The organism is Arthrobacter zhaoxinii (assembly GCF_025244925.1).
Lineage (GTDB): Bacteria > Actinomycetota > Actinomycetes > Actinomycetales > Micrococcaceae > Arthrobacter_B > Arthrobacter_B zhaoxinii.
In genome coordinates, this window is the sequence record NZ_CP104275.1 from 2,796,212 (window position 1) to 2,822,653 (window position 26,442).

At 66.2% G+C, this 26,442-nt stretch carries 30 protein-coding genes and 1 tRNA gene; 7 read left to right on the forward strand and 24 right to left on the reverse strand.

The annotated features are described in order from the left end of the window. Positions 1-59 precede the first annotated feature (59 nt). Complete coding sequence (locus tag N2K95_RS13020) at positions 60-350, forward strand: putative quinol monooxygenase (protein WP_260651872.1); 291 nt, start codon at positions 60-62, stop codon at positions 348-350. 7 nt (positions 351-357) lie between these two features. Here N2K95_RS13020 and N2K95_RS13025 read toward each other — a convergent pair whose 3' ends face one another. The 6 genes from N2K95_RS13025 to N2K95_RS13050 form a co-directional block, all read right to left on the reverse strand. Further along, positions 358-1,950, reverse strand: coding sequence for an ammonium transporter (locus tag N2K95_RS13025; protein ID WP_260651873.1), 1,593 nt, complete (start codon positions 1,948-1,950; stop codon positions 358-360). A 322-nt stretch (positions 1,951-2,272) separates the two neighbouring features. After that, positions 2,273-3,493, reverse strand: coding sequence for a formaldehyde dehydrogenase, glutathione-independent (fdhA, locus tag N2K95_RS13030; RefSeq protein ID WP_255790625.1), 1,221 nt, complete (start codon positions 3,491-3,493; stop codon positions 2,273-2,275). Positions 3,494-3,706: 213 nt separating this feature from the next. Continuing rightward, entirely contained in the window at positions 3,707-4,108 is a 402-nt protein-coding gene (gene trxA, locus N2K95_RS13035) for a thioredoxin (RefSeq protein ID WP_146360930.1), read from the reverse strand. A 63-nt stretch (positions 4,109-4,171) separates the two neighbouring features. Next, entirely contained in the window at positions 4,172-4,609 is a 438-nt protein-coding gene (locus tag N2K95_RS13040; protein WP_260651874.1) for a MarR family winged helix-turn-helix transcriptional regulator, read from the reverse strand. Between the two features lie 92 nt (positions 4,610-4,701). After that, positions 4,702-4,783: transfer RNA gene (locus N2K95_RS13045), tRNA-Tyr, on the reverse strand. A gap of 150 nt (positions 4,784-4,933) precedes the next feature. Continuing rightward, entirely contained in the window at positions 4,934-5,266 is a 333-nt protein-coding gene (locus tag N2K95_RS13050) for a hypothetical protein (protein ID WP_260651875.1), read from the reverse strand. A 134-nt stretch (positions 5,267-5,400) separates the two neighbouring features. Here N2K95_RS13050 and N2K95_RS13055 point away from each other — a divergent pair, with 134 nt between their 5' ends. Then, complete coding sequence (locus tag N2K95_RS13055) at positions 5,401-5,892, forward strand: YajQ family cyclic di-GMP-binding protein (protein ID WP_146360925.1); 492 nt, start codon at positions 5,401-5,403, stop codon at positions 5,890-5,892. 90 nt (positions 5,893-5,982) lie between these two features. Here the strand turns inward: N2K95_RS13055 and N2K95_RS13060 are convergent, their stop codons facing one another. From N2K95_RS13060 to N2K95_RS13070, 3 genes are all read right to left on the reverse strand, one after another. Next, positions 5,983-6,663: a histidine phosphatase family protein gene (locus N2K95_RS13060; protein WP_260651876.1), complete on the reverse strand. Its 681-nt coding sequence runs from the start codon at positions 6,661-6,663 to the stop codon at positions 5,983-5,985. Between the two features lie 42 nt (positions 6,664-6,705). Then, complete coding sequence (gene htpX, locus N2K95_RS13065) at positions 6,706-7,578, reverse strand: zinc metalloprotease HtpX (RefSeq protein ID WP_260651877.1); 873 nt, start codon at positions 7,576-7,578, stop codon at positions 6,706-6,708. 117 nt (positions 7,579-7,695) lie between these two features. After that, positions 7,696-8,967 carry an MFS transporter gene (locus N2K95_RS13070; protein ID WP_260651878.1) on the reverse strand — a complete coding sequence of 424 codons (1,272 nt, stop codon included), beginning with the start codon at positions 8,965-8,967 and terminating at the stop codon, positions 7,696-7,698. Between the two features lie 87 nt (positions 8,968-9,054). Here N2K95_RS13070 and N2K95_RS13075 point away from each other — a divergent pair, with 87 nt between their 5' ends. Next, positions 9,055-9,831 carry an MBL fold metallo-hydrolase gene (locus tag N2K95_RS13075; RefSeq protein WP_260651879.1) on the forward strand — a complete coding sequence of 259 codons (777 nt, stop codon included), beginning with the start codon at positions 9,055-9,057 and terminating at the stop codon, positions 9,829-9,831. Here the strand turns inward: N2K95_RS13075 and N2K95_RS13080 are convergent. Next, positions 9,828-10,580, reverse strand: a complete 753-nt coding sequence (locus tag N2K95_RS13080; RefSeq protein WP_260651880.1) for an esterase/lipase family protein — start codon at positions 10,578-10,580, stop codon at positions 9,828-9,830. The genes N2K95_RS13075 and N2K95_RS13080 overlap by 4 nt on opposite strands. Then, positions 10,577-11,365: an alpha/beta fold hydrolase gene (locus N2K95_RS13085; RefSeq protein ID WP_260651881.1), complete on the reverse strand. Its 789-nt coding sequence runs from the start codon at positions 11,363-11,365 to the stop codon at positions 10,577-10,579. Before N2K95_RS13085 ends, N2K95_RS13080 begins: the two co-directional genes overlap by 4 nt. A 112-nt stretch (positions 11,366-11,477) precedes the next feature. On the opposite strand from N2K95_RS13085, the gene N2K95_RS13090 reads away from it, so the two are divergent. Then, the gene (locus N2K95_RS13090) at positions 11,478-11,930 is read left to right on the forward strand and encodes a Fur family transcriptional regulator (protein WP_260651882.1); all 453 of its coding nucleotides are present in this window, start codon (positions 11,478-11,480) and stop codon (positions 11,928-11,930) included. A 51-nt stretch (positions 11,931-11,981) separates the two neighbouring features. Beyond that, positions 11,982-13,472: a catalase gene (locus tag N2K95_RS13095; RefSeq protein ID WP_260651883.1), complete on the forward strand. Its 1,491-nt coding sequence runs from the start codon at positions 11,982-11,984 to the stop codon at positions 13,470-13,472. 81 nt (positions 13,473-13,553) lie between these two features. On the opposite strand, the gene N2K95_RS13100 is transcribed toward N2K95_RS13095, so the two are convergent. From N2K95_RS13100 to N2K95_RS13125, 6 genes are read right to left on the reverse strand one after another with little or no spacing between them, the layout of a single operon-like run. Further along, a complete protein-coding gene (locus tag N2K95_RS13100) occupies positions 13,554-14,402 on the reverse strand; it encodes a prenyltransferase (RefSeq protein WP_255790901.1) in 849 nt (282 codons plus the stop codon). A gap of 35 nt (positions 14,403-14,437) precedes the next feature. Beyond that, complete coding sequence (locus N2K95_RS13105) at positions 14,438-14,803, reverse strand: lycopene cyclase domain-containing protein (RefSeq protein ID WP_313771090.1); 366 nt, start codon at positions 14,801-14,803, stop codon at positions 14,438-14,440. Further along, the gene (locus N2K95_RS13110; protein ID WP_260651884.1) at positions 14,800-15,192 is read right to left on the reverse strand and encodes a lycopene cyclase domain-containing protein; all 393 of its coding nucleotides are present in this window, start codon (positions 15,190-15,192) and stop codon (positions 14,800-14,802) included. The genes N2K95_RS13105 and N2K95_RS13110 overlap by 4 nt, the downstream gene beginning before the upstream one ends. Then, positions 15,192-16,913: a phytoene desaturase family protein gene (crtI, locus tag N2K95_RS13115; RefSeq protein ID WP_260653809.1), complete on the reverse strand. Its 1,722-nt coding sequence runs from the start codon at positions 16,911-16,913 to the stop codon at positions 15,192-15,194. The genes N2K95_RS13110 and crtI overlap by 1 nt, the downstream gene beginning before the upstream one ends. Positions 16,914-16,915: 2 nt before the next feature. Continuing rightward, positions 16,916-17,848 carry a phytoene/squalene synthase family protein gene (locus N2K95_RS13120; protein ID WP_260651885.1) on the reverse strand — a complete coding sequence of 311 codons (933 nt, stop codon included), beginning with the start codon at positions 17,846-17,848 and terminating at the stop codon, positions 16,916-16,918. Between the two features lie 3 nt (positions 17,849-17,851). Next, positions 17,852-18,919 (reverse strand): polyprenyl synthetase family protein, encoded by a 1,068-nt coding sequence (locus N2K95_RS13125; RefSeq protein ID WP_260651886.1) that lies wholly within the window; start codon positions 18,917-18,919, stop codon positions 17,852-17,854. Between the two features lie 35 nt (positions 18,920-18,954). Here N2K95_RS13125 and idi point away from each other — a divergent pair, with 35 nt between their 5' ends. Continuing rightward, complete coding sequence (gene idi, locus N2K95_RS13130; protein WP_260651887.1) at positions 18,955-19,476, forward strand: isopentenyl-diphosphate Delta-isomerase; 522 nt, start codon at positions 18,955-18,957, stop codon at positions 19,474-19,476. Here the strand turns inward: idi and N2K95_RS13135 are convergent. Continuing rightward, positions 19,467-20,261 (reverse strand): glycosyltransferase family A protein, encoded by a 795-nt coding sequence (locus N2K95_RS13135; RefSeq protein WP_260651888.1) that lies wholly within the window; start codon positions 20,259-20,261, stop codon positions 19,467-19,469. The genes idi and N2K95_RS13135 overlap by 10 nt on opposite strands. Positions 20,262-20,349: 88 nt before the next feature. Here N2K95_RS13135 and N2K95_RS13140 point away from each other — a divergent pair, with 88 nt between their 5' ends. Then, positions 20,350-20,976, forward strand: coding sequence for a hypothetical protein (locus N2K95_RS13140; RefSeq protein WP_260651889.1), 627 nt, complete (start codon positions 20,350-20,352; stop codon positions 20,974-20,976). 129 nt (positions 20,977-21,105) lie between these two features. On the opposite strand, the gene N2K95_RS13145 is transcribed toward N2K95_RS13140, so the two are convergent. From N2K95_RS13145 to exaC, 6 genes are all read right to left on the reverse strand, one after another. Next, on the reverse strand, positions 21,106-22,296 hold the full coding sequence (locus N2K95_RS13145) for a TerC family protein (RefSeq protein ID WP_260651890.1): 1,191 nt from the start codon (positions 22,294-22,296) through the stop codon (positions 21,106-21,108). 140 nt (positions 22,297-22,436) lie between these two features. Then, positions 22,437-23,087 (reverse strand): nucleotidyltransferase family protein, encoded by a 651-nt coding sequence (locus N2K95_RS13150; RefSeq protein WP_260651891.1) that lies wholly within the window; start codon positions 23,085-23,087, stop codon positions 22,437-22,439. Between the two features lie 82 nt (positions 23,088-23,169). Next, positions 23,170-23,469, reverse strand: a complete 300-nt coding sequence (locus N2K95_RS13155) for a DUF4193 domain-containing protein (protein ID WP_146360892.1) — start codon at positions 23,467-23,469, stop codon at positions 23,170-23,172. Positions 23,470-23,890: 421 nt separating this feature from the next. Further along, a complete protein-coding gene (locus N2K95_RS13160) occupies positions 23,891-24,241 on the reverse strand; it encodes a hypothetical protein (RefSeq protein WP_255790671.1) in 351 nt (116 codons plus the stop codon). Between the two features lie 103 nt (positions 24,242-24,344). After that, on the reverse strand, positions 24,345-24,740 hold the full coding sequence (locus N2K95_RS13165; RefSeq protein WP_260651892.1) for a DUF779 domain-containing protein: 396 nt from the start codon (positions 24,738-24,740) through the stop codon (positions 24,345-24,347). Between the two features lie 129 nt (positions 24,741-24,869). Beyond that, positions 24,870-26,393 (reverse strand): acetaldehyde dehydrogenase ExaC, encoded by a 1,524-nt coding sequence (gene exaC / locus N2K95_RS13170; RefSeq protein ID WP_255790678.1) that lies wholly within the window; start codon positions 26,391-26,393, stop codon positions 24,870-24,872. Positions 26,394-26,442: the final 49 nt, after the last annotated feature.

A 26,442-nucleotide genomic window follows, 5' to 3' on the forward strand; every position in this document is an offset into this window, starting at 1 on the left:
TTCCCTGCGAAGGGAGCGCCCTGCACCCCGGTTTCGCTCAGAAGTCCTATGGTGGGGGAATGACTGAAGAAACCAACACCCCCATCAATCTCCGCGCCACCATGGTCCCGAACCCCGGCGAACACATGCGGGTGAAGCTGGCCCTGGACATCGCCATCGAGCAGGTACGGACGGAACCGGGCTGCCTGCGCTACGAAATCATTGAAGACTCGGAGGCAGCCATTGTGCTGGCGGAACAGTGGGCCTCCCGCGAGGACCTGGAGCGCCACGCCCGCGGTGCCGCCCTCCAGGACCTGCAGGAATCCCTCAGCGCCCTGCTGGCCGAACCGCTGAAGGTGGAACAGGTCTAACCGGGCGTCAGTACGGGGTGATTGCCACCCGGTAGATGGATTCCGGCTCCGCCCCGAACCGTTTCAGGACCGCGACCACCGCTTCCTCATGCTCCGAGTCCACCGCTGCATGCACCCGGAACCGCTCATCGAAATCGATCAGCCGCTTTTCGCTGCGGAAAGTATCGGTCCGGATCTTCCCGGAGTAGACAGCGGTGTCGGAGAGCTCCAGGGAGCGGGCGCCGGCCATCAGCAGTGCGTCCCGCAGTCCGTCAACCCGCCCGGTGTTGACCACGGCGCTGATGAGGTGGCTCGGTGCGGAGTGCCGGTCCGCGCCACCGGCGCCCCCGTCCACCGCCGCCCTGCCGGCTGCCGTGGGCCGGGCACCGATTCCGCTGAGTGAATATGCGGACGAGTCCTGCTGGACGTGGTCCAGGTCCTCCTGTTCGGAGCCGGGTTCCTTCAGGCCCACCGTGCGGGAAATAACGACGGCACAGAGCCAGCTGAGCACGAAGGAGAAGACCACCACGCTGACAATGGCCACGGTCTGGTGCCACAGCAGCGTTCCCCCGCCGCCGGAGAAGATACCGTCATCGCTGGCCGCGTTCACCGTGCTGTCCGCGAAGAAACCCAGCAGGAAGGACCCCAGCACACCGCCCACGAAATGGACGGCAATGACGTCCAGGGCGTCGTCGTAACGCAGGACGCTCTTGAGCCGCACCGCCAGCACGCACACGCACCCCGCGATCAGTCCGATCAGCAGGGCCGCCCCGGTGCCGACATAGCCGGCGCAGGGCGTGATGGTGGCCAGTCCCGCAACTGCACCGGAAACTGCTCCCACCAGGGTGCAGTGCCCTGTGGTGATCCGCTCCACGAGCAGCCATGAGAGCATTGCGGCTGATCCTGCCACGTGGGTGTTGATCAGCGCCTGTGCAGCAATGTCATTGGCCTGCAGCCCGTCACCCGCATTGAATCCGAACCATCCGAACCAAAGAATGCCGCCGCCCACCAGCATCAGCGGAAGGTTATTGGGCGAGTTCCGAAGGTTGGGCCAGCCGCGCCGCCGGCCCACCACCAGCAGCACCGCCACGGCAGCGGCACCGGCGGAGGCGTGGACCACCATTCCCCCGGCCCAGTCCTGGGCGCCGAGCTGGAACAACCATCCCTTGGGGTGCCAGAGCCAGCGCGCCACCTGCGGATATACCAGGATGGAGAACGCGGCAAGGAAAAACACCCAGCCGCCGAACCGGAGCCTGCCGGCCGTCGCACCGGTGAGCAGCGCGGGAGTGATCACGGCGAACATCATCTGGTAGGCCACGAAGGCCAGCGTTGGAATGGTCACGCCCGCCGCCACGGTGTGGAACTGCGGAGTATCCAGATCCAGGAGCGCAAAAGCGTCGAATTCACCGACTACGGAGTTGCCCCCGTTGCTGAAGGCCAGGGTGTACCCCACCAGGACCCAGGTCACCGAGATGATTCCGAGCGGGATGATGTTCTGCATCATCATGGTCAGGACGTTGCGGACCGGAACCATCCCGCCGTAGAAGAGGGCCAGGCCCGGGGTCATAAACAGCACCAGCCCGGCGCAGATCAATACCCACGCGGTGTCCGCCCCGTTCATTGAGCACTCCCGGGGGTGTCAGGTGTTCCGGTGCCGCCTCTGCCATGTGTTCCGCTGCTGCCGCACATATGATTCCCGCTTCCAACTCCGCTTTGATAAGCCGTGGGCGTTCGAGTGGCGGAGGCCCGGAAAGCTGTGCCGGCCGGGACCCCGGACCAATCGAGCGTACCGCCGGGCCGGGAGGCACCAGAAGTGCACAGGCGCAAACGGCAGCCGGCAGGACCGATTCTGTTTCGGTCCTGCCGGCTGCGCTGCTGCTCATCGGTCCTCCTGCGGGAGGAGGGCCGGCGGGCTGAGGGCCCGCGGGCTGAGGGCCCGCGGGCTAGTGGGAGCCCACCATGCCGTTCGGATCAATGACGTATTTCTTCGCCACACCCGCATCAAACTCGCGGTAGGCCTCCGGCGCCTGGTCCAGGCTGATCGGAGTGGCGCTCACGGCCTTGGCGATCTGCACCTTGTCATGCAGGATCGCCATCATGAGCTCCCGGTTGTACTTCATCACCGGACACTGCCCGGTGGTGAAGGACAGCGACTTGGCCCAGCCCGCCCCCAGGTTGATGCTCAGCGACCCCTTCTGTGCAGCCTCATCGACGCCGCCCGGGTCACCGGTGACGTACAGTCCCGGAATGCCCAGCGCTCCGCCTGCCGCGGTGATGTCCATCAGCGAATTCAGCACCGTGGCCGGTGCTTCGCTGCTTGAACCGGCACCGTGCCCGCGGGCCTCGAACCCCACGGCGTCCACGCCGCAGTCCACTTCCGGCACACCCAGGATTTGTTCGATCTGGTCCCGCGGGTCCCCCAGCGAAACGTCCACGGTTTCGCAGCCGAAGCTGCGGGCCTGGGCCAGCCGTTCCTCGTTCAGGTCGCCCACGATCACCGCGGCGGCGCCCAGCAGCTGTGCCGAGACGGCTGCGGCAAGGCCTACCGGACCCGCACCGGCGATGTAGACGGTGGAGCCCACACCCACGCCGGCGGTGACTGCGCCGTGGTAGCCGGTGGGGAAGATGTCGGAGAGCATGGTGAGGTCAAGGATCTTCTCCATGGCCTGGTCCTTGTCCGGGAACCGCAGCAGGTTCCAGTCCGCGTACGGCACCAGGGCGTACTCGGCCTGGCCGCCCACCCAGCCGCCCATATCGACGTATCCGTAGGCACTGCCGGGACGGTCGGGGTTCACGTTCAGGCAGATGCCGGTTTTGCGTTCCTTGCAGTTGCGGCAGCGGCCGCAGGAAATGTTGAACGGCACCGAAACCAGGTCGCCCACCTTGATGAACTCCACGTCGGATCCGGTTTCCACCACTTCCCCGGTGATCTCATGACCCAGGATCAGGTTGGGCGGCGCCGTCGTCCTCCCGCGGACCATGTGCTGGTCGGATCCGCAGATGTTGGTGGTGACCACCTTCAGGATGGCGGCGTGCGGGAGCTTGCGTCCGACGTTGGCCGGGTTCACACCCGGACCGTCCTGCAGTTCAAAGGTCGGGTAATCGATGTCCTGGACTTCAACTACACCCGGTTCAAGATAAGCAATGCCTCGGTTGGAACTCATTGCGGCCTCACAGTCGTTTCGTCATCGTTGACGTCCCCGCTGGGATGCTTCCTGCGGTGCGCCCTGTGTGAGCGACATTACAGCGGGTGCAGGGGTGGCGCTACCGGTGGACCCGGCGGATTTCCACCGGCGGGAGCACCGGCCGAAAGCGCCTTAACGCACCCAGGGAGGCATCCTTTGACGGATGCCTCCCTGGCGAAGGAACGGGCGGAGCTAGGCCTGCTTGGCCTGGCCGTTGGAGCCTGCGGCTGCCTCGCGCTCCTGAGCGGCAATCTGCTCATGCACGGCCTTCATGTCCAGGCCCTTGACTGCTTCCACCAGTTCGCTGAACTGGCTGGCGTTGAGGGCGCCGGGCTGGGAAAACACGAGCACCTTTTCCCGGAATGCCATGAGGGTGGGGATGGAGGTGATGCCGGCGGCAGCTGCCAGACCCTGCTCGGCCTCGGTGTCCACCTTGGCAAAGGTGATGTCGTCGTGCTGCTGCGATACGGAGTCGTACACGGGTGCAAACTGCTTGCAGGGACCGCACCAGTCCGCCCAGAAGTCCACGAAGACTATGTCATTTTCCTCGATGGTCTCGGGGAACGTTGCTTCGGTGATGTCGATAGTAGCCATGGTTCAACGCTAACCGGGCCTGCAGGCATTGTCTGTAGCTGTTCGCTGACCGGTGAAGCCCGCTCAGGCGCCGGGAAGCTTCGTGAGCCGGCGGATCACCGGCAATGCGGCTGAGAGCGCGGCCCGTTCCTCGCTGCTGAGCTGTTCCAGCAGCGCTGCCATCAGTGCGGTCCTGCTGCCGTTGGCTTCCCGGAGCGACTGCTCCCCCTTCGGCGTCAGCGTCACCCGCACACCGCGGGAATCATGGGGGTCCGGGCTGCGCTTCAACAGGCCTGCCCCTTCAAGACGGATGATCTGCTCCGTGGCGCTGGGGACCTTCACCCCGAGGTTGCGGGCAATCCCGCTCACCCGCATCCCCTCGCCGGCGGCCATCTTCATGATGCTGACCTGCGTGGCGCTGAGGTCGGTGTCTGCATCCATGTTGCGGGCAATGTACAGTGCCAGCCGGAGGGATTCGCGGAATTCCTCGGCGAGCTCATCCAGGGCGGGATCGCTAGTCATATTTAGGGAGCCTAATATCTAGGAGTTTTCGGCGCAAGGTCCCCGGTACCTGAAAAACCCGCCCTCACCAGTGGTGAGGACGGGTTTGTCGGTGGCAGATACTGGATTCGAACCAGTGAAGGCGTTGCCAGCTGATTTACAGTCAGCCCCCTTTGGCCGCTCGGGTAATCTGCCGAGCGTCTTCAAGCGAAGACGTTGTCCGCAGCGGCTGCGGACAAGACAACTTTACCGAAGATTTTCCAAAGTTACGAATCGGGCCTCAAATGCTTTCCGCAAGGAGTCCCGGGGCCCCCTTCGACTGTCTTTTTAGAGGCCCTTCCGCGGCTACAGTCCCCGTGCTATCCGGCCCTCGAGCTGCGCATAGAACCGGTCCGCCTGCGCCTGGGTCACCGAGCCCCAGGCCACGGCGTTTCCCAGATCAGCGCGGATTCCGGCGAGCCGTTCCCGGGTCCCCTGTTCGACGTCGGCGACTGAAGACCCGCAGTCCACCAGGGATGAGACAGGACAAATGGCTGCCCGTGCCGGCGGAGCGCCGATGACTCCGAGTCCGGCGGCCGAAGCTGCAGCGAGGAACGAACCGGCCGCGGCAGTACGGAGACGGACGGCGGCGGGACGGCGGACAGACGGACGCGATGCGGCGCCGGGATAGTTTTCCACCCCCTCACCTTTCCCCGCATCGATGTGACAATGCCGGGTGTTGGCTGGGCGGGTCCTGTGAGCAGGGCGCCATCGGTGCCCGGACCTACTACGCTAAGTAGCAGGAAAAGTCACCAACTTAGAGGAGTCCCGAAATGGCCAGCGAGTCCACGTTCGACGTCGTCAGCAAGATCGATAAGCAGGAAGTGGCCAATGCGCTGAACCAGGCGCAGAAGGAAATCGTCCAGCGCTACGACTTCAAGGGCGTAGGAGCCGAGGTGGACTTCAGCGGCGAGAAGATCCTGATGAAGGCCAACTCCGAGGACCGGGTGAAGGCGGTCCTGGACGTCCTGCAGTCCAAGCTGGTCAAGCGCGGCATCTCCCTGAAGTCCCTGGATGCCGGCGAGCCGTTCGCCTCCGGCAAGGAATACCGGATTGAGGCCTCCATGAAGGAGGGCATTGCCCAGGACCAGGCGAAGAAGATCAACAAGCTGATCCGCGACGAAGGCCCCAAGGGCGTCAAGTCCCAGATCCAGGGCGACGAGCTCCGGGTCAGCTCCAAGTCCCGCGACGACCTGCAGGCCACCATGGCGCTGCTCAAGGGTGCGGACCTCGAAGTGGATCTGCAGTTCATCAACTTCCGCTAGAACGCACGCACAGCACACACGACGACGGCGCCTCCCCCTTGGCGGGGACGGCGCCGTTTGCCGTTCATCAGCAGTACGCCGGGCCGCTGCCTAGAGCGCGACGTCGTCGGCGGCCGGGCCGTCGTCGCCGTGGTCCTCGAGGTCCCCGCCGCCCACCGCTTCGCCCATCCAGGTGAGCAGCTGCCAGGGGCCGAGGCCGCCGCCGCCGGGCAGATCTTCCGCTTCCAGCACGGCAACGCCGGTGTTGCTGAGCGCGTTCGCCACAATGAAGTCCGGCCCCACGTTCCCGGCACGCGCGGTGGCCCAGGCCCGGATGATCGCCCCGTGGCTGAAGATGGCCGGGGATTTCAGTCCCGCGGCAGCCAGTTCCTCGACGACGGCGTCAAAGCGGCCCAGCGTCTCGGCACCGTCCGGTCCGCCGGGCATCCGGACGGCGGTGTCGCCGGAAACCCAGCTGTAGACCGTCTTCAGGTAGGTAATGATCGAGTCACGGTCATTACGCATCTCCAGCTCGCCGGCGGAGACTTCCCGCAGCCCGTCGCGGATCCCGACCGGGAGCCCCAGTGCGGCAGCCAGGGGTGCGGCTGTGAGCTGGGTGCGGACCAGGTTGGAGGCAAAGATTCCGTCGATCGGTTCATGTCCGAGCGCCTCGGGCAGCGACGCCGCCTGTTCCCTTCCCAGCTCCGTCAGTCCCGGGCCGGGAACGGCGGTGTCGAGGAAGTGCTCCACGTTGGAGGGAGTCTGGCCGTGGCGGACGAGTATCAGGCGCATGCTCGAAGCCTACTTTGTCACCGGGAGCAGGTCAGGTGCCGGTCAGGCGCCCAGGGTCCGGCCGGCCATGCGCTCCAGGCGCTGGATGCGGTCGGCCATGGGCGGGTGGGTGGCCAGGAGGCCGCGTGCCCCGGCGCGGAACGGGTTCGCGATCATCAGGTGGGACGTGTTGGCCAGCTTCTGGTCATTGGCCGGCAGCGGGGCGCGCTGGGTGCCGCTCTCCAGCTTGCGCAGCGCAGACGCGAGCGCCAGCGGATCGTTAGTGAGCTTCGCCCCGTCTTCGTCGGCGTCGTACTCGCGGGTCCGGCCGATTGCCATCTGGATCAGCGAGGCAGCCAGAGGCGCCAGGATGGCCATGGCAATCATCGCCAGCGGGTTGGCGTTGCGCCGGTCCCCGCCGCCGAAGAAGAGCAGGAACTGTCCCAGCGAGGTAATGACGCCGGCAATGGCGGCTGCCACCGAGGAGGTGAGAATATCGCGGTTGTAGACGTGCATAAGCTCGTGGCCGAGCACGCCGCGCAGTTCACGCTCGTTCAGCAGGGCCAGGATGCCCTGGGTGCAGCACACGGCAGCGTGCTGCGGGTTGCGGCCCGTCGCGAAGGCGTTCGGTGCCATGGTGGGCGAAATGTAGAGCCGCGGCATGGGCTCACCGGCCTGCAGGGAAAGCTCCCGGACAATGCGGTACATTTCCGGAGCCTGCGCCTCGGTGACGGGCACCGCACGCATGGCCCGAATGGCCAGCTTGTCGCTGTTCCAGTAGCTGTAGGCAGTAGTGGCAAGGCCGATCAGGAGGAAGACCCAGATAAACGCCGGGCTTCCGGTTCCGCTTGAAAGCAGGGCCCCGATTCCGAGCAGCACGGCGAAAAGCACGCCGAACAGGGCTGCTGTCTTGAGGCCGTTGAAGTGTCGGTGCACGGGTACAGAGTCCTTTCAGGCAGGCCGTTTCAGGCCTGCAACGTCCGTTGGATACGTATACTTCAACGTTTAACCGGGCGTGACTGTTCCTGCTCCTGCTCCTGTATCAGCGAGGTCTCAGGGCTCCGGATGCAGCGCGTCGTAGCGCGCAAACCGGGGCTGGGTCCGTGCCAGCACCGCCACCAGGGCCAGGCAGATCAGTCCCCCGAGCACTGCCGCCCACCCCTCTCCCACCAGGGAGGCATCCACGCCCGCCACCAGGTCCCCCAGCCGCGGGCCGCCCGCCACCACGACCACGAAGACGCCCTGCAGCCTGCCGCGCATGGCATCCGGGGTGGCGGACTGCAGGATGGTGGACCGGAAGACGCCGCTGATGGAGTCGGCAATCCCGGCGCAGGCCATCGCGAGCGCCGCCGGGATCAGCCACCGTGACGGGACCGCGCCGTCGTTGGATCCGGCCAGGACCACCACGACGCCGAAGGCCGTCACCGACAGCCCCCAGGCGGCAACGGACCAGAGCACGGCCAGGCCCTGCCGGCGCACCAGTCCGAGCGGCCCGGAAAACAGCCCGGCGAGGAAGGCGCCCACGGCGGTGGCTGCCAGCAGCACACCCACCGTGGTCGCGCCGCCGCCGAGCATCAGTGCACCGATGGCCGGGAGCAGCGCACGCGGCTGGGCGAAGACCATGGCGCACAGGTCCACCACGAAGGTCATGCGGATATTGGGCCGGGTGCCCAGGAACCGGAATCCCTCCAGCACGGAACCCAGCCCGGCCTTCTGCACCTTGCCCACCGGCGGCATGGGTGCCAGCCGGTACAGCGCCCACATGGCGGCAGTGAAGGTGACGACGTCGATGGTGTAGGTCCAGCCGTAGCCCACCCGGGCCACCAGCACTCCTGCCAGCAGCGGCCCCGCTGTCATGGCCACGCCGAAGGTCATCATGCTCAGCGCATTGGCGGCAGGCAGCAGCTCGGCGCGGACCAGGCGGGGAATGATGGCGCTGCGCGCCGGGTGGTTCAGACCGCCCGCGCCGGCGTTGACGGCCACGAGGAAATACAGCAGCCAGACATTGCCCACCCCGGCCCAGGCCTGGGCCGCGATGCCGATGGTGCTGAGCCAGAGCAGTCCCGATGAGAACAGCGCCACCTTGCGCCTGTCGTACGCGTCCACCACGGATCCGCCGTACAGTCCGGCCAGCACCAGCGGCACCAGGCCCACCAGGCCCAGCAGGCCGACGTTGAAACTCGACTTCGTCAGTTCGTAGACTTCCAGGCTGACCGCCACGAGGGTGAGCTGCGTGCCAATGGCGGAGAGCGCGGTGCCGGTCCAGAGCCGGCGGAATTCGGGGCTTTCACGCAGGGGTGTGAGGTCAGCGAGCAGTCGGGGCACCAGAGCAGTCTAGGGTCCCGCCGGCCCGGATCCGGGCCGCCACACGCGCACGGCAATAGAAAGCATGCTTAGGATGGGACGACACCGATGTCCCCGCATCCCACCGAAGGAGCAGCCGCCGTGTTTACCCGCAACGTTGCCGATGGAATCCACCGCCTTGAACACGCCCATGTGAACGTCTATCTGGTTGAGGACGACGACGGCGTGGCAGTGGTCGACGCCGGCCTGCCGGGGATGTGGCCGCACCTGACCGGTGCACTCGACGAGCTGGGCTACGGTCCGGGGGACATCCGGGCCCTGGTGCTGACGCACGCGCACTTCGACCATGTGGGCACCGCCGCCCGGCTCCGGCAGGAGTACCGCACGCCCATCCTGGTGCACGATGCCGACCGGTACATCGCCGCGCACCCCTACCGCTACCGGCACGAGACGAACCGGTTCCTGTATCCGGTCCGCTACCCCAAGGCAGTCCCCGTCCTGGGCGCTATGACCCTCGCCGGGGCGCTGAATGTGCGCGGCGTGACCGACGTGCACAGCCTCACCGCGGATTCGGGTGATGCCCTGCCGGGCAGGCCGCGGATCCTGTACACACCCGGGCATACCGCCGGATCCGTGGCCCTGCATTTCCCGGACCGCGGCGCACTCATCAGCGGTGATTCGTTGGTGACCCTCGACCCCTACACCGGAGCCAAGGGGCCGCAGATTGTCTCCGGCGCGGCGACGGCGGACAGTGCTCTGGCGCTCGAGTCGCTGGCACTGCTGGCCGAGGCTGATGCACCGTTGCTGCTCACCGGCCACGGGGAGCCGTGGCGGGACGGTTCGGCGGCGGCCGTGGAGCAGGCCCTGGCCCGCGGGGCGTCCTAGGCCTGGCCGCCGTCCCGTGATCCGGCGTCGTCCAGTTCCTGTTCCAGCACGTCGAGCAGCCGGGAATCACCGATGGGCCGGAAGTGTCCCATGGTCTGCAGCTGGATGTTCCGCGCGCCGGCCAGGTGGCTGCCCGTCGGGATATGCGGGTCGAAGCTGCTGTAGACAGAGGTGATCCGGGCGTTTACGTCCTCGTTGCGCAGGAGCCGCTGCAGGAACGGGTTCCGGGGCGAGAAGGCGCGGATCGACGCGAGCGGAAACAGGTTGGCGTAGACGGAGCCGGAGAAAGGCGTGTTGACGGCGATCATCCGGTCCACCCGCGGCCCGCCGTCCGGCAGGGTCATCAGGTGCTTGCCGATCAGTCCGCCCTTGCTGTGGGCCAGCACCAGGACGTTCTGCAGGTTCTGTTCCGCCAGGTAGCGTTCCACCAGCACCGCCATGTCCTCGATGGTGCCGCGGTTGTAGCCCAGCGGGGCAACGGTGTGTACCGGATGACCGCGCTCGTAAAGATAGTCGGCCACCGGGCGCAGGAACTGCCAGTTCTCGAAGACGCCGGGGATCAGCACCACCGGAGCCCGCACCGTACCCTCCGGATGCAGATACGCTGCCGGGTCCCGGCGCAGGACGAAGCCGTGCACCTGCCAGTACGCCACGTAGAGATAGTCCGAGGCCCAGCCCCGTGCCTGGCGCGCCCAGCGGAAAATCCGTCCCTGCCGGCGCGGCCGGACACCGGGACGTGGAGACGTCACTGGACAGCGGCCGCCGTGCGCATCAGGGCGGCGGTTTCCTTCGGACGGGTGTACATCAGCACGTGCGGCTGGCCGGGGATCTCCGCCGTTACCGCACCGGGGCGGGCACGAGCGAGCCGGGCCAGCCAGTCGGCGCGCACCACCGGGTCCTTGCCGCCGCGCACCAGCAGCACCGGGGGCTTGACCCCGCCGATCCGCTCCTCGAGCCGGTGGTGGATCATCACGGGCAGCGTGGACAAATACCAGCGGGGACCGGCGCGGAGATAGTCGGTGACCAGCATGTAGTTGACCGCCGGCGGTTCGCCCAGGCAGTCCTGCAGCAGCCGCAGCGCCTGCAGCGGGGCCGAGCGCTCGGCGGCGTTGATGGTCGGTCCCAGCAGGACCACCGAGGAGGCGGCCTCCGGAGCGGCGAGCGCCATCTCCACCACCACCTGGCAGCCCATGGAATGGCCTACCCACTGCGCGCCGGAAATTCCGGCAGCGTCGAGGGCCTGCACGGCAATGCGTCCGAAGTCCTCCATCTGCAGCTGCCCGTCCGGTGTCGGGGTGCTGCCGAAACCGGGAAGTTCCAGCGTGTGCACAATCGAGGTGCGCGCCAGTTCCCAGATCAGCGGTCCGTAATACCGCTCCGAAGCGCCGATCCCGTGCACCAGGACCACCTCGCTGCGGGTCCCGGACCATTCGGGCGTCCCGGCGTCGTCAAAGCGCTGGTAGGTACGGATATCCACCTGCGTCTGGCCTACTGCTATCCGCTGGTATCCGGTTCGGATTTCTGCTGCCGGCACTGTGCCTCCGCTTGATGTTCCGTTGAATCGATCTACGCCCAGCGTACCGGGGCCCGGACGGGTTAGGCGATCCTTATTATGAATAACTCAGAATAAGACTAGGATGATGGACATGACCGAAACCGCAGCAGCCCAGGAGTCCACCGCCAGGTGGTCCAACGAGCTGCGCGGCCACGGCCGGCGCGTCACCAAGCAACGGCTGGCGGTGCTCCGCGCCGTCGACGCCGCGCCGCACTCGGTGGCGGACGACGTCGCCGCCGCCGTGCGCGGGGAGCTTCCGGACATTTCGCTGCAGTCGGTCTATGTGGTCCTGGCGGACCTCACCGAAACCGGCCTGCTGCGGAAAATTGAAACCCCCGATTCCCCGGCCCGGTACGAGACCCGCGTGAATGACAACCACCACCACGCGGTCTGCACCGGCTGCGGCCGGATCGAAGACGTGGACTGCGCCGTCGGCCACGCCCCGTGTCTGACCCCCGGAGATACCCACGGCATGACCATCCAGATTGCGGATGTGCTCTACCGCGGGCTCTGCACCGACTGCGCCGCCGCAGCTGCGTCTTAGCCCTCCCCCGAATTTCCTTCCCTTTTTGTCAGCTCCAGAGAAAGAACACGCATGTCCAACTTCACCACCACGCAGACCGGCACCCCGGTTTCCAGCGACGCACACTCGCTGAGCACCGGCGCCGACGGCGCCATTGCCCTTCACGACCGTTACCTCGTCGAGAAGCTGGCCCAGTTCAACCGGGAACGCATGCCGGAACGCATCGTGCACGCCAAGGGCGGCGGCGCATTCGGTGAGTTCGTTGTTACCGAGGATGTTTCCAAGTACACGCGTGCCGCTGTCTTCCAGCCCGGCACCGTCACCGAGACCGTCCAGCGGTTCTCTTCCGTTGCCGGTGAAATGGGTTCCCCCGACACCTGGCGCGACGTGCGCGGCTTCGCGATGCGTTTCTACTCCACCGAGGGCAACTACGACATCGTCGGCAACAACACCCCGGTGTTCTTCATCCGCGACGGCATCAAGTTCCCGGACTTCATCCACTCGCAGAAGCGCCTGCCGGGCTCCGGCCTGCGCGATGCGGACATGCAGTGGGACTTCTGGACCAACTCCCCCGAGTCCGCACACCAGGTCACGTACCTGATGGGTGACCGCGGCCTGCCGACGTCCTGGCGTGAAATGCCCGGCTTCGGCTCGCACACCTACCAGTGGATCAACGCCGCCGGCGAGCGCTTCTGGGTGAAGTACCACTTCACGTCCAACCAGGGCAACCATGAAATCACCGGTGCAGAGGCCGAGAAGATTGCCGGCGCCGACGCCGACTACTACCGCCGCGACCTGTACGAGGCCATTGAGGCCGGCAACTTCCCCTCCTGGGACCTGCACGTCCAGGTCATGCCGTACGAGGATGCCAAGACGTACCGGTTCAACCCGTTCGACCTGACCAAGGTCTGGCCGCACGCGGACTACCCGCTGATCAAGGTGGGTACCCACACCCTGAACCGCAACCCGGAAAACTTCTTCGCGCAGATCGAACAGGTTGCCCTGTCCCCCGCGAACCTGGTTCCCGGCATTGACGCCAGCCCGGACAAGATGCTGATGGCCCGCATCTTCTCCTACCCGGACGCCCAGCGTTACCGCATCGGCGCCAACTACAACCTGCTGCCGGTCAACGCACCGAAGGCACCGGTCAACAACTACTCGCAGGACGGCGCCATGCGCTTCTCCTACAACTCCCCGGAAACCCCGGTCTACGCACCGAACACGCTCGGCGGCCCCGCGGCCGACGCAGCGCTGGCAGGTGCCGGCAGCTGGGAGAACGACGGCGCCCTGGTGCGTTCCGCCGCGACCCTGCACTCCGAGGACAGCGACTTCGGCCAGGCCGGCACGCTGTACCGCGAGGTTTACGACGACGCCGCCAAGCAGCGTTTCCTGGAAACCATCACCGGCGCCATCTCCGGTGTGAAGCGTCCGCACATCCGCGAAGCAGCGATCCAGTACTGGACCAACGTGGACGCGGTCCTGGGCGAGAAGCTGCGCCTTTCCCTGGCGCAGGGCGAGACCACGGCCAACGAAAAGGCCGAGTTCGTGGGAGTTGCTGAGTAACTTCAGCCCCCCGCTAGCCAGCTGAAACCAGCAGCGGCCGGTCCCTTCGGGGGCCGGCCGCTGCTGTGTTTTCCGCCCGTTCTACCGGGAAGGCCAGTACCAGATGAGCAGCATCGTCACCAGGAAACCGGTGAGGAAGTTCAACTTCAGGAACCGCTTCCAGCCCGCATTCGCAGCACCGGAGCCGGCGTCGGTGATCCGCAGGAACGGCAGCAGGTTGAGGATGTAGGGCAGGGCGAGCAGGCAGCCCAGAACCGCGGGCCACGGGGTGAAGAGCATCAGCAGCCCGGCAGCAAGATAGGCAGCTGCGGCGAGCACCACAACCGGCCGTGCCCCCAGCACCGTGGCAATGGATCCGATGCCGCCCTCACGGTCCGGCACCACGTCCTGCACCGCGCCGAAGGCCTGGCTGGCCATGCCCCAGAGGAAGAACGCGCCCAGCACCGCCCACAGCCCCGGTGTGAACACTGCACCGGCCAGGACCAGCCCGTACACCGCCGGGCTGACGAAGTGGGTGCTGGACGTGAGGGAATCCAGGAACGGTCGTTCCTTGAACCGCAGTCCCGGGGCGCTGTACGCAATCACTGCAAACACGCTTACCGCCAGCACCAGCCAGGACAGCGGGCTTCCCAGCAGGACCAGGGCGGCCAGGAACGGCACATTGGTCAGGACTGCCGCCCACAGCGTGGTGCGGTGGAAGCTGCGGTCCAGGACGGCGCCCTCCACTCCCCCCTTGCGCGGATTGTGCAGGTCCGACTCGTAGTCGAAAACGTCATTGATGCCGTACATGGCCAGGTTGTAGGGCACCAGGAAGTACAGCGTGCCGATCACCCAGGCCAGGTCGATCCGCCCGGTGGTGAGCAGGTATGCCGCGGCGAACGGATACGCGGTGTTGACCCAGGAAAGGGGCCGCGAGGACACCAGCAGCATCCGCAGCGTTCCCGCTGTTCCGGTGGCGGCGGGACTCACGGCTGCTCCTTGGTGGTTGGTTTGCGGGTGGCTGGTTTGCGGGCGGATGTCCCCGGACCGGGGGCGCGTCCGGGCAGCAGCACCCAGAGCGCGGGCAGCAGGAGGACGGCCGCTAGCGGGTAGGCGAAGTCCTCCAGCGGCGCGGCTCCGGCAAACGCTCCGGAAATACGGTGCTCGTTGTACCAGAAGAGGCCCACGCGGATCATGAGGTTGTCGAAGACCGCTGTCAGCGCCAGCAGCACGACGCCGGTCACGGCCGCCGCGGACACGAAGTACCGCGGGCGGTGCCCGCGCAGCAGGACCACCGCGCAGATCAGGGCTGCCGGGACGAGGAAGAAAGCGTTGAGGGTCCAGTAGGTCACGGCCGGGTCCTCTCCACCGGCCGGCGCCGGGAGTTTCCGGCGGCCCGCCCTTCGGTCCGTCCGGCAACGCGTCCGGCAACATGTCCGGCAACCAGCCGCACCAGGCCGAAGACCACCATGGTCAGGTAGCAGAGGAAGGCCAGGAAAAAGATCTCCTCCACCGGCAGGTGTGGTGCCAGCGTCAGGCCGAGCATGAACGGGGTCTCGCCCCGGTAGAAGATGTCGGAGCCAATGCCGGCCACGTCCCAGCCGGTGAAGAACACCACCCCGACGGCCAGCACGACGGCGGCCCGCCGGGCATCGGCGAAAAAGAACAGCCGGAAGCGGTGGTCCAGCAGCATCATGCAGCCCAGGGACAGCAGCAGGAAAAGCAGGTACAGCACACCCATTACGCGCCCGCCCCGGCGGACGGCGGACTGGAAGACGGCGGTACATCGGAGGATGCCAGGCCGCCCGGCGGTACGGCGGAGGATGCCAGGCCATCCGGCCACGACGCTGCCTGTGCCGACCAGGGCGGGGGCTCGGGCAGTGCCTCGGTGCCGGTCTCTCCGCGCAGCCGTTTGAGGATCAGTTCCGCGCTGATCAGGCACATGGGCAGGCCGATGCCCGGAAGGGTGGAGCCGCCGGCGTACAGCAGTCCCTCCACTTTCCGGCTGGCGTTCGTTCCGCGGAAGAACGCGCTTTGTTTCAGGATGTGCGCCGGTCCCAGCAGGGTTCCCCGCCAGGAGTTGAGGTCGGCGACAAAGTCCTGCGGTCCCACGGTCCGCCGGATGATGATGCGCTCGGCCAGGTCCGGGATACCGGCCCAGGAAGAGAGCTGGGCGATGACGGCGTCGGCCATCTTCTCGATCTGCGGATCCCCGGCGCCGTCAATGCCTCCGGCGCCAAGGGAAGGATCCGATGGCACCGGTACCAGCACAAACAGGTTTTCATGTCCTTCCGGCGCGGCGCCGGGGTCTGTGGCGCTCGGACGGCAGACATACAGGGACGCCGGGTCCGGCACCGAGGTGTCCGCGCCGAAAATCTTCTCGAAATTGGCTTCCCAGTCCCGGGTGAACAGCAGCGTGTGGTGTTCCAGCTGCGGCAGGGTCCCCTGCACGCCCAGGTGCAGCAGGAGCCCGCCGGGCCCGGGGACGCGGTGCTCCCAGTAGGTCTCGGGATAGGTCTGCAGTTCTTCAGGCAGGAGCGCGGTCTCGGTGTGGTGCAGGTCCGCCGCCGACACCACCAGGTCCGCGTCCAGCGACACCACGGTCCCCTCGGCGTCCCGGTAGTCCACTCCCACGGCGCGCGGCCTGCGGCGGCGGAGGTGGCTGCGGCCCCGCCCCGGCCCGGACGGCGCGGATGTGCGGATCCGGGTGACCTCGGCACCGGTGATGACCTTGGTGCCTTCGGCCCGGGCCAGATCGGAGATCACCGACACGATCCGGTGGAAGCCGCCCATGGGATAAAGCACCCCGTCGGCCAGGTCCAGCCGGCTCATCAGGTGGTACATGCTGGGTGTGGTGAACGGCGAGGAGCCCAGGAAGACCGCGGGGTACCCCAGGATCTGCCGGATCCGCGGGTCCGTGAAGCGCTTGGCAACAAAGGTGCTCAGGGGTTCCAGCAGCAGCCGGGCGAGCCGGGGTCCGTTGCGCAGGACATCCGGGCGCAGCAGCGGCAGGAACGAGGCGAACGTGGTGTAGAGGAAGCGCTTTTTGGCCATTCCGTAGACCTCTTCGGCGGATTCCAGATACTTCTGGAGCCGGTCACCGGCCCCGGGTTCCAGGGATTCGAAGAGGGCGATGTTCCCCTCTCTGGTTGCGGCCACGTCCACCGGTGCCGCAGTGTCCTCGAAGATCACCCGGTAGCCGGGATCCAGCCGGACCAGTTCCAGCTGGTCCGCAGCGGAGGTGCCCAGCAGCCGGAAGAAATGGTCGAAGACCTCCGGCATCAGGTACCAGGACGGTCCGGTGTCAAAGCGGAACCCTCCGGTTTCCCAGCTGCCTGCCCTGCCGCCGGTCTCCGGTTGCTTCTCCAGGACCGTGACCTGCAGGCCTTCCCGGGACAGGAGGGCCGCGGTGGCCAGTCCGGTGATGCCGCCTCCGATCACGACGGCGGTGCGCGGACGCATGCTCATGGTTGCCTTTCGTTTCCCGCGGCGTCGCGGGAGTGGTTTTCACTGCGGTCGCGGTGCCCGGCGACTCGGCGGGTCAGGACTGCGCGCGCTGCGATGCGCGCCTTCACCGGGTTGGGGACGCGGACCCGGGTGGTGCGCAGCTGCTCCGCGGGGGTGGTGCGGAGCCGGCGGGCCAGTTCGCTGAACAGGTCCTGGGCGAGCGCGACGGCGGCCCGGCAGTTTGCGGGCAGCTGCGCGACGGCGGCGCCCGAAACCAGCAGGTCGGCGTCAATGCCGTCCAGGATCCGGTGCTTATCCGCCTCGGTGAAGGCCTCCACGGTGACCCCGGGGAAATAGCTGCGTCCCAGGGTCTCGAAGTCCTGGGCCAGATCCCGTAGGAAGTTGACCTTCTGGAATGCCGCGCCCAGGCGCTGGGCGCCTTCGCGCAGCGCCTTGGCTTGGTCATCGGGCAGCGACATCCCGTGCAGGAAGCACTCCAGGCACATCAGTCCGATCACCTCGGCGGAACCGTAGACGTACTCGTTGAAGCTGGCTTCGGTGTGTGCCGTCTGTTCCAGATCGGCCCGCATCGAGGCGAAGAACGGCCGTGTGAGGTCGGGTCCGATCCCGGTTTCCCGCGCTGTCACCGCAAACGCGTGGACCACCAGGTTGACGCTGTAGCCGGTCCGCAGGGCACGTTCAGTGTCCGCTTCCAGCTCATCCAGCAGCACGCCGACCTCCGCGTGGGGAACCAGCGCCTCCGCCGCCACGCCATCGACAATTTCGTCCGCCAGCCGGACCAGCGCGTAGATGGTTTCAATCTGCCTGCGCGTCCGGGCGGCCAGCAGTCTCGAAGCCAGCCCGAACGACGTCGAATAGGACCGGATCAGCACGGCTGCGGTTTGCCGCGCCACAGTGTTGTAGAGGGCCAGGCCCTGCTCAGCTGCCACGGATTACCGCCCCCGGTTCACGGCGCGGTCCGTGACCGCGGACAGGGCGGTGCGCAGGGCGGGCGGTATGGCCGGGTACTGCAGGTGGAGGCGGGCCCGCTCGGCGTAGTCGAGGACCAGGCCCCGCGCATAGTCCCGGGCTCCGCAGGTCACCAGCAGTTCCCGGGCGCGGGCGGCATCACGGGCGGTCAGTGCAGGGCTGCCCAGCAGTTCCGACAGTTCGGCCCATTGGGGCGTTCCCGCAGCGTAGGAGACCAGGACCGTGCGCTTCCCCTCGCGCAGGTCGGAGAAGCTGGACTTGCCCGTTGCGCTTTCGGCACCGAACACACCCAGCAGGTCGTCCACCACCTGATAGGCGATCCCGATGTCCCTGCCGTACAGGCCCAGGACGTCGACGACGTCGTTCGACGCCTCTGCCAGCACCGCGCCCGCCTGCAGCGGGGCCTCGAAGGAGTAGACAGCGGTCTTGAGGCGCTCCATCTGCAGAATCTCGTCAACCGGCGGCGCCCCGGGCTGGAAGGACAGGTCCACATCGATCAGTTCGCCCCCGGCCGAGGCAAACACTGCTTCGTCAAGGATGTCTGCCAGGCGCAGCCGCACCTCGGTGTCCACCTCAAGACGGTCCAGCAGCCGGAAGGCTCCGGTCAGCGCCAGGTCGCCGGCAATCACCCCTGCGGACAGTCCGCGGTGCCGGGCGGCGCGTTCTTCGACGCCGGCTGCGGCTGCGAGCCCCCGGAAGACGCCGGCCACGTTTGCCTGGCCGCGGCGGGTGAAGTCGAGGTCAATCACATCGTCGTGGACGATCAGCGCGGTGTGCAGGAGTTCAAAGGCCGCACCCACCCGGGCAGCAGCGCCGCGGTCCGTGCCTCCGAGGGTGAGGTAGGACGTCAAAAGGATCCGGGGACGCACCCGTTTGCCGCCGGCAGCCGAATTTTCCAGTGTCTGCCAGAGGGACAGATAGGCGGGTCCCAGCTTCGCCGCCCGGTCCTTGGCCTGCTCAAAGAACTGCTGCAGGACAACCTCCACCTGGTCCTCGCCGGCGGACAGGTCGAGCGGGGGGTGCGTTTCCATAGGTAAAGTAAACACGTATGGGACAAGGGGAAGAAATGACGGGGAGCACTGAACAGGTGGTTCTCGTCGATAATGACGGCCGTCCCGTGGGCGTCCGGGACAAAGCCAGCGTGCACACCACGGATACCGAGCTGCACCTGGCGTTCTCCACACACGTCTTCAATTCCCGCGGCCAGCTGCTGGTCACCCGGCGGGCGCTGTCCAAGCTGACCTGGCCGGGAGTGTGGACCAATTCCTTCTGCGGCCATCCCGGTCCCGGGGAAGCCACCGAGGACGCCGTGGTCCGGCGTGCCCGGCGCGAGCTCGGGCTCGAAGTGCGGGACCTGACGGTGCGGCTTCCGGATTTCCGTTACCGGGCCGTGGACGCGTCCGGAATTGTCGAGCACGAGATCTGCCCCGTTTACACGGCTGTTGCCGACGCCGATCCGCTCCCCGCCGCGGACGAGGTCATGGACTGGGAGTGGGCCGATCCGGCCCAGCTAGTTCCTGCGGTCCGGCTGACGCCCTGGGCGTTCAGCCCGTGGCTGGTGCTGCAGCTGCCGCTGCTTTATCCCTGAGGCTGCACTGAGTCTGCCGGTGCCGCGGTTCCGCTGCCCGTAAACCGTCGCGCCCAGCGGACCCAGGGATATTCCCCGGGCCAGTGACAGGCCAGGGTGTGGAAGGCCCGGCGGAAGCGCAGGAGAATTCCGGCCCGGCTTTGCACCGCCCGCGGCGCCATCCCTACAACCAGGCTCCGGTCCAGCCGGCACCGCCGTCCCTGGCCAAGGTGGAAACTGAGGCACACGTCGTCGTGCATCTCCGGATCCCCGCGGTGCACTTCGCGGCTGACTTCCTCCCAGGCCCCGGCGCGGAGGGCCAGGTTGGAGCCGAAAAACGGCCAGTGGGCCAGGGCCGACCCCATCGCCAGGTAATACGACCCCAGATACAGCCGGGACAGCAGCAACGCCCGCAGCCGGGGCATGCCGTAGAAAACCCCGGGGCCGCTGAGCACTTCCAGCCGCGGATCCGCAGCGAAGGCTTCAGCTATCCGCGCAATCCAGTCCGGGGGAAGGACACAGTCGGCGTCACATCTCGCAATAATGGAGTCCGGTTCCGTGTTTCCTGCGGCGGCGTCGTACCCGGCGCCGGCAGCGGCAGGTATTCCGGGAACCGCCTCGAAGACCACCCGGGCGCCGAACCGCCGGGCAACCTCGGCGCTGGCATCGCTGCTGTTGTTGTCCACCACCACTATTTCCCGGGGCGGCACACTCTGCCGAGCCAGTGACGACAGACAGGCTTCCAGGAAGACAGCGTCGTCTCGGCACGGGATGACCACGGACACTGCCGGAAGCTCGGAGGGCATGGGCTGAGTTTAGCGCGGAGCCGGGGGCTCTCCGGGCGGTTTTCGATGTGTACTGCTTCCTACGGGGGTGCCGGGCTACCGTAGGAGCATGATCGATGCGCTGCTCCGCCCGCCGGGGACCGGGAAAGAGTACCTTGCGGACGCGGTGCGTGTGCTGGGCGTGCTGAGTGCTGCCGCGGCTATGGTGCTGCTGGGACCGGTGGAAACGGCCCTGTTCCTGCTGGTGCTGCTGGGACTTCTGGTCTCCCGGGCGCTGGCCGTCTTCCCCGGTTTCGACGCCGTCTACGGCCTGGTGCTGCTGACCGCCGCATGGAGCAGTGTTGCGGACCTCTACGCCCGCATCCCGTGGTGGGATCTGGCCGTGCACTGCGCCGCCACCGGTGTCCTCGCGGTGATCGCCTATTTCCTGCTCGTGCAGTTCGGCGCCGTTCCCGCGGTTCAGCGTCCGCATCGGGCCTCGCGGTCGCTTCCGGTGGTGGTTCCGCTGCTGGTGCTGGCACTGGGGCTGGGAATGAGTGTGCTGTGGGAGATCGGTGAATGGTGGGGCCACACGTATGTGGATGCGCGGATCAACGTCGGCTACGCGGACACCATGACAGATCTGGTTGCCGCCGGGCTGGGTTCGTTGGCCGCCGGACTGTGTCTGGGTTTTGCCGTCCGGCGTTCCGGTGCGCTGCTGCATGCTCCGGTAGCGCACCACCGTACCGGCCGCTAAGCAGCGGGGCCGGGGCCGGGGCCATCGGCGCACCGGTCCCGCCGGGGCTTCACTGCGAAGGGCATCCCGGGCAGCACTGTGGCTGCCCGGGATGCCCTGTTTTTCTGCAGGTGCCCGCCGGCGTATCCGCTAGCGGGAGAGGTACCGCTCGTGCTCGCTGTGTGCGCGGGCTACGGTTTCGCGGATCTCTTCGATGTCCTTGACCTTGTCACGGTACTTGAGGTCCATCTTCAGGATGTCCTGCTCTTCGTCGCACAGGGCCTTGTAAACGCGCTCCCGCTCGGCGGGATCGGCAGTGTAGGTCAGGTCCAGGTAGGCGTCCGCATGCCGCCGTGCGTTGTTGACGGCGGTCATGGCCTTGCCCGCGGGGCTGACCAGGGACGCAATGACGGTCACGACGAGAACGCCCACGATGACGGAGAGCGAGAGGCCGGTGGTGATCTCGATGACCGGAACATGCTCGCCGCCGTTGATGAAGGGCAGCGTGTTCTCATGCAGGGCGTGCAGGACCAGCTTGACGCCGATGAAGGCCAGGATGGTTGCCAGGCCGTAGCTGAGGTAGATCAGGCGGTCCAGCAGGCCGTCGATGAGGAAGTAGAGCTGGCGCAGGCCCATCAGCGAGAACGCCGTGGCGGTGAAGACGATGAAGACGTTCTGGGTCAGGCCGAAGATCGCCGGGATGGAGTCGAGCGCGAAGAGGATGTCGGTGCCGCCGATGGCCACCATGACCAGGAGCATCGGGGTGAGGACGCGCTTGCCGTTCTCCATGGTGAACAGCTTGTCCCCGTCGTAGTTCTCCGAGGTGTGGAAGATCTTGCGGGCCAGCCGAATGATGAAGTTGTTGGCTTCGTCGTCGCCCTCCGTGCTTTCCGGCTTGAGCAGGTTGCCCGCCGTGATCAGCAGGATCAGGCCGAAGATGTAGAAGACCCAGGAGAAGGAGTTGATCAGCGCGGCGCCGAGAAGAATGAACGCGGTACGGGCGATCAGGGAGAAGACGATGCCGAAGAGCAGGACCTTCTGCTGGTCTTCACGCGGAACGCGGAAGCTCGCCATGATGATCAGGAAGACAAACAGGTTGTCTACCGAAAGCGCCTTCTCGGTGATGTATCCGGCGAAATACTCGGTGCCCATCTGGGCTCCGCCAAGGACCCAGACAACACCGCCGAAGACCAAGGCGAGGCCTACATAGATGGAGGACCAGATGGCCGCTTCCTTCAGCGTAGGAATGTGCGCCTTGCGGATGTGGAAGAAGTAATCAAAGGCCAGAAGGGCCAGGATGACCACAATGGTCACTCCCCAGGCCAAGGGGGAAACAGTCATGAGATGTCTGCTTTCGTAGGGTACGCCAAAGGAGCATAGGTCTCTCCCGCCAGTCTGAACTGACCGCTGAACCCGGCGGAGCGTCGGTGCTCCACGTGTTGACGGATATCGGCGTTTCGGGATACTCCCCTACGAAGCCATCAGTCTAACAGGACGAGGTCCGCTTCGGTGTCCACATCGCGCCCATCGGCCAGGTCGGAACAGTCAATGACGTCCACCAGCTCCGGACGGGCTTCGAGGAAGGAACGGGCGCCGGTATCCGGATCGACGCCCGGCTTTCTCTTCCGTGCATGTTCAGCCGCGGAATAGCCGGCATCCGGGCCCAGGCTTCGCACGGCCAGGGAAGCATCGAACAGAACAGGGTGTCCGCGCCGCAGCCTGCCTTCGGCTGTCCGGTACCCTGCGGCGGCGATCCTGCCGGGCTGCCCAGCGGCGAGGACGCGTGCCACCACGGCCGGGCTCAGGCCGGGCTGGTCCACGAGGGCTATGAGCACGGCCGCGGGGCCGTGTGCCAGCGCCGCCTGGACCCCGCAGCGGTAGCTGGTGCCCATCCCGAGCTCCCAGCGGGGGTTCACCGCCACTTCCGTGTTCTGCAGCCGGGCGGCGGCCAAAACCTCCGAGTGCCCTGCCCCCAGCACCGCCACCACACCGGTACAGCCGCCGGCAAGAAGAACCCGGACCTGATGTTCGATGAGGGGCCGGCCATGGAAAGGCAGCAGCGCCTTTGGCCCGCGCCCGAGGCGTACACCCGCACCGGCAGCCAGCAGGACCGCCGTCGTCGTTCCGGTCATCTGCGTTCCCTTCTTACTGTCCGGCCCATTAAACAGGTAGCCGCCGCACCCTGGCGGTGCGGCGGCTGAGGTAGCGGGGTGGTTAGCCTTCACAGTCCTTGCAGTAGGCCAGGCCGTTCTTCTCCACGGCAAGCTGGGAGCGGTGGCGGACGAGGAAGCAGGAGTTGCAGGTGAATTCGTCTTCCTGCGGCGGCACCACCCGGACGAGCAGTTCTTCGCCGGACAGGTCTGCACCGGGCAGCTCAAATCCTTCGGCCGCTTCCGTTTCATCCACGTCAACTACGGCAGACTGCTTATCGCTGCGCCGGGCCTGAAGCTCTTCGATCGAAGCCGGACCGGCCTCTTCCTCAGTCTTGCGCGGCGCGTCATAATCTGTAGCCATATTCTCGGCTCACACTCCAAATCCGTAGTTTCTATTGCTTCGGGGCACTCGATACTAGCCGAAGATAACGGACACACGGTTGCCTGTTATTCCCGTCGGCGGTCCCCCGGGGGTTTTCCTTCTTCGAACATCCACTTCCCGGCACCACCGGCGCCGTCGTCCCTCGGTGGGGGCGCTGCTGCAGGACGAACCGCCCACAGCCAAATCCGCGTTCGATCCCCGGGCGTCCCCCGTACACCCCCGTGCACCCGTTGCATGTCCAACGTGCATGCTGCCGTGCAGGTTCCGCTTTTTCGGCGGGACTTATTATCGGTTGAAGTTATCGGTTGAAGTGGCAGGGACCGGCGGCATCGCCCAAGCGCCGGGAACGAAAAAGCGCCGGACGCCGGGCTTTCGCCCGCCGTCCGGCGCTTTGATCAGACTAGGCCTCGGGCTGGGGTTCAGCCGGAGTCATCTTCTGCTCGCCGCCGGAAGTGTAGGAACCGTTGGTTCCCGTGCTGCCCGCTGCGGAAGAGCCCGTGGACGTGCTGGAGCCGGACTCGGTGCTGCTGGAGCTGCCGGAGCCCGTGACCTTGGATGCGGCATCCTTGGCGGCGCCCGTTACCTTGTCCTGCAGGCCCGGAGCCTTTTCCTTTGCCCAATCGGTGCCGTGAGACACGGTCTCCTGCACCTTCGGGTCATTCCAGAGCTGCATCAGCTTTTCGCGGCCGCCCTTGGAGCCAACCAGGTAGCCAACACCCGCGCCCGCCAAAAATACAAACTTCTTTACCATGGTCTTCCTCTTCTCCTGCCCTCACTGGGCTTTGATAAGTTCCGTCCACATGCACACTACCGTCCGAAACGGCAGGTTCAACAGTCAGCTTACTATTTGGATCCTACCCAAGCAGACGGGACCGGATGAGGAAGCGTTTTCCCTCGGGCGCTTCCACGGAAAACCCACTCCCCCGTCCCGTCACTACGTCCACGGTCAGATGGGTGTGTTTCCAGTACTCAAACTGCTCACGCGACATCCAGAACTCCAGTTCCTCACCCTCCACGTCAAAGACCCCCAGGAGCACGTCCGCTTCTGAAGTGAGGAACTCTCCCTTTGGATAACACATGGGCGAGGACCCGTCGCAGCAGCCGCCTGACTGATGGAACATCAGCTCACCGTGGATCGGCCGCAGCCGCAGCAGCAGTTCTTTAGCCTCCGGGGTGAGTGCCACCCGGGAAAAATTCTCTCCGGGCAGCACCGCAGCCGCGTCCAGCTCAGAAGCGATGGAGGAATCCATCAGTACCCACTCACCCTGCGGCCGTGGACACGGCCTTTCCGGGGTTCAGTCATGCCGGTCATGGAAATCCTCTATTCATTGACGGAACAGGGCGGGTGACACCCCAGCCTAGGCGGGGGCGGGGACTGTTTAGAAGAACCCCTGCTTGTTTTCGGCGTAGCTGACCAGCAGGTTCTTGGTCTGCTGGTAGTGGTCCAGCATCATGGCGTGGTTCTCGCGTCCGATGCCGGAGGACTTGTAGCCGCCGAACGCGGAATGGGCAGGATAGGCGTGGTAATTGTTGACCCACACCCGGCCGGCCTGGATATCCCGGCCCGCCCGGTACGCGGTGTTGCCGTCCCGGGACCAGACACCTGCACCAAGTCCGTACAAGGTGTCATTGGCAATGGCCATGGCCTCGCCGTAGTCGGAGAACCGTGTCACTGAAACCACCGGGCCGAAGATCTCCTCCTGGAAAATCCGCATGTTGTTGGTGCCCTCGAACACGGTCGGCTGGACGTAGAAGCCGCCGGCAAGGTCGCCGTCGAGGTGGGCGCGCTCGCCTCCGGCCAGGAGCTTCGCACCCTCCTGCTTGCCGATATCCAGGTAGGACAGGATCTTCTCCAGCTGGTCGTTGGAAGCCTGTGCACCCACCATGGTGTTGGTATCGAGCGGGTTGCCCTGGATGATCTGTGCCGTGCGGGCCAGCGCGTCGGCCATGAACGAGTCATACATGGAGTCCTGTACCAGGGCGCGGGACGGGCAGGTGCAGACCTCGCCCTGGTTCAGGGCGAACATGTTGAAGCCTTCGAGTGCCTTGTCGTAGAAGGAGTCATCGGCGGCTGCGACGTCGGCAAAGAAGATGTTCGGGCTCTTGCCGCCCAGTTCGAGGGTGACCGGAATCAGGTTCTGGCTGGCGTACTGCATGATCAGCCGGCCCGTGGTGGTCTCACCCGTAAAGGCGATCTTCCGGATCCGGTTCGAGGATGCCAGCGGTTTGCCTGCCTCCACGCCGAAGCCGTTGACCACGTTCAGCACGCCTGCCGGCAGCAGGTCCGCGATCAGCTCCATCAGCACCAGGATCGACGTCGGCGTCTGCTCTGCAGGCTTCAGCACGATCGCGTTGCCCGCAGCGAGCGCCGGAGCCAGTTTCCAGACGGCCATGAGGATGGGGAAGTTCCAGGGAATGATCTGCCCCACCACGCCGAGCGGCTCGTGGAAGTGGTACGAGGTGGTGTTGTCATCAAGCTGGGAGATGCCGCCCTCCTGCGCGCGGATGGCGCCGGCGAAGTAGCGGAAGTGGTCGATGGCCAGCGGCAGGTCTGCGGCCAGGACTTCCCGGATCGGCTTGCCGTTGTCCCAGGTTTCGGCGACGGCGAGCATCTCGAGGTTGGCTTCCATCCGGTCCGCGATGCGGGTCAGGACCAGGGCACGTTCGGCCACCGCGGTCTTGCCCCAGGCTCCTGCGGCCTTGTGGGCGGCGTCCAGCGCGAGGTCAATGTCAGCAGATGTGCCGCGGGCTACTTCGCAGAACGGGCGGCCGTTGATCGGCGAGATGTTCTCGAAGTACTGTCCCTTGACCGGGGCTACCCATTCCCCGCCGATCCAGTTCTCGTAGCGCGGTTTGAAGGTGACTTTCGATCCTTCGGTGCCTGGCTGTGCATAAACGGTCATGATGGGCTCCTTGTGCGTTCGACGTCGATGTCGGTTGCGGACATCCCCG

Coding starts and splice junctions, on each gene's coding strand:
- N2K95_RS13060 (WP_260651876.1), bottom strand. CDS start 6,663: ATGCGCCTGATACTCGTCCGCCACGGCCAGACTCCCTCCAACGTGGAG.
- N2K95_RS13140 (WP_260651889.1), top strand. CDS start 20,350: ATGATCGATGCGCTGCTCCGCCCGCCGGGGACCGGGAAAGAGTACCTT.
- N2K95_RS13025 (WP_260651873.1), bottom strand. CDS start 1,950: ATGAACGGGGCGGACACCGCGTGGGTATTGATCTGCGCCGGGCTGGTG.
- N2K95_RS13100 (WP_255790901.1), bottom strand. CDS start 14,402: ATGCTGCTGGTGTCCTCGCGGCCCCTTTCCTGGGTCAACACCGCGTAT.
- N2K95_RS13150 (WP_260651891.1), bottom strand. CDS start 23,087: ATGACCGGAACGACGACGGCGGTCCTGCTGGCTGCCGGTGCGGGTGTA.
- N2K95_RS13160 (WP_255790671.1), bottom strand. CDS start 24,241: ATGGTAAAGAAGTTTGTATTTTTGGCGGGCGCGGGTGTTGGCTACCTG.
- N2K95_RS13055 (WP_146360925.1), top strand. CDS start 5,401: ATGGCCAGCGAGTCCACGTTCGACGTCGTCAGCAAGATCGATAAGCAG.
- N2K95_RS13125 (WP_260651886.1), bottom strand. CDS start 18,919: ATGGAAACGCACCCCCCGCTCGACCTGTCCGCCGGCGAGGACCAGGTG.
- N2K95_RS13075 (WP_260651879.1), top strand. CDS start 9,055: ATGTCCCCGCATCCCACCGAAGGAGCAGCCGCCGTGTTTACCCGCAAC.
- N2K95_RS13145 (WP_260651890.1), bottom strand. CDS start 22,296: ATGACTGTTTCCCCCTTGGCCTGGGGAGTGACCATTGTGGTCATCCTG.
- exaC (WP_255790678.1), bottom strand. CDS start 26,393: ATGACCGTTTATGCACAGCCAGGCACCGAAGGATCGAAAGTCACCTTC.
- N2K95_RS13165 (WP_260651892.1), bottom strand. CDS start 24,740: ATGGATTCCTCCATCGCTTCTGAGCTGGACGCGGCTGCGGTGCTGCCC.
- N2K95_RS13135 (WP_260651888.1), bottom strand. CDS start 20,261: ATGCCCTCCGAGCTTCCGGCAGTGTCCGTGGTCATCCCGTGCCGAGAC.
- trxA (WP_146360930.1), bottom strand. CDS start 4,108: ATGGCTACTATCGACATCACCGAAGCAACGTTCCCCGAGACCATCGAG.
- idi (WP_260651887.1), top strand. CDS start 18,955: ATGACGGGGAGCACTGAACAGGTGGTTCTCGTCGATAATGACGGCCGT.
- N2K95_RS13095 (WP_260651883.1), top strand. CDS start 11,982: ATGTCCAACTTCACCACCACGCAGACCGGCACCCCGGTTTCCAGCGAC.
- fdhA (WP_255790625.1), bottom strand. CDS start 3,493: ATGAGTTCCAACCGAGGCATTGCTTATCTTGAACCGGGTGTAGTTGAA.
- N2K95_RS13040 (WP_260651874.1), bottom strand. CDS start 4,609: ATGACTAGCGATCCCGCCCTGGATGAGCTCGCCGAGGAATTCCGCGAA.
- N2K95_RS13020 (WP_260651872.1), top strand. CDS start 60: ATGACTGAAGAAACCAACACCCCCATCAATCTCCGCGCCACCATGGTC.
- N2K95_RS13155 (WP_146360892.1), bottom strand. CDS start 23,469: ATGGCTACAGATTATGACGCGCCGCGCAAGACTGAGGAAGAGGCCGGT.
- N2K95_RS13110 (WP_260651884.1), bottom strand. CDS start 15,192: ATGGGTGTGCTGTACCTGCTTTTCCTGCTGCTGTCCCTGGGCTGCATG.
- N2K95_RS13090 (WP_260651882.1), top strand. CDS start 11,478: ATGACCGAAACCGCAGCAGCCCAGGAGTCCACCGCCAGGTGGTCCAAC.
- crtI (WP_260653809.1), bottom strand. CDS start 16,913: ATGCGTCCGCGCACCGCCGTCGTGATCGGAGGCGGCATCACCGGACTG.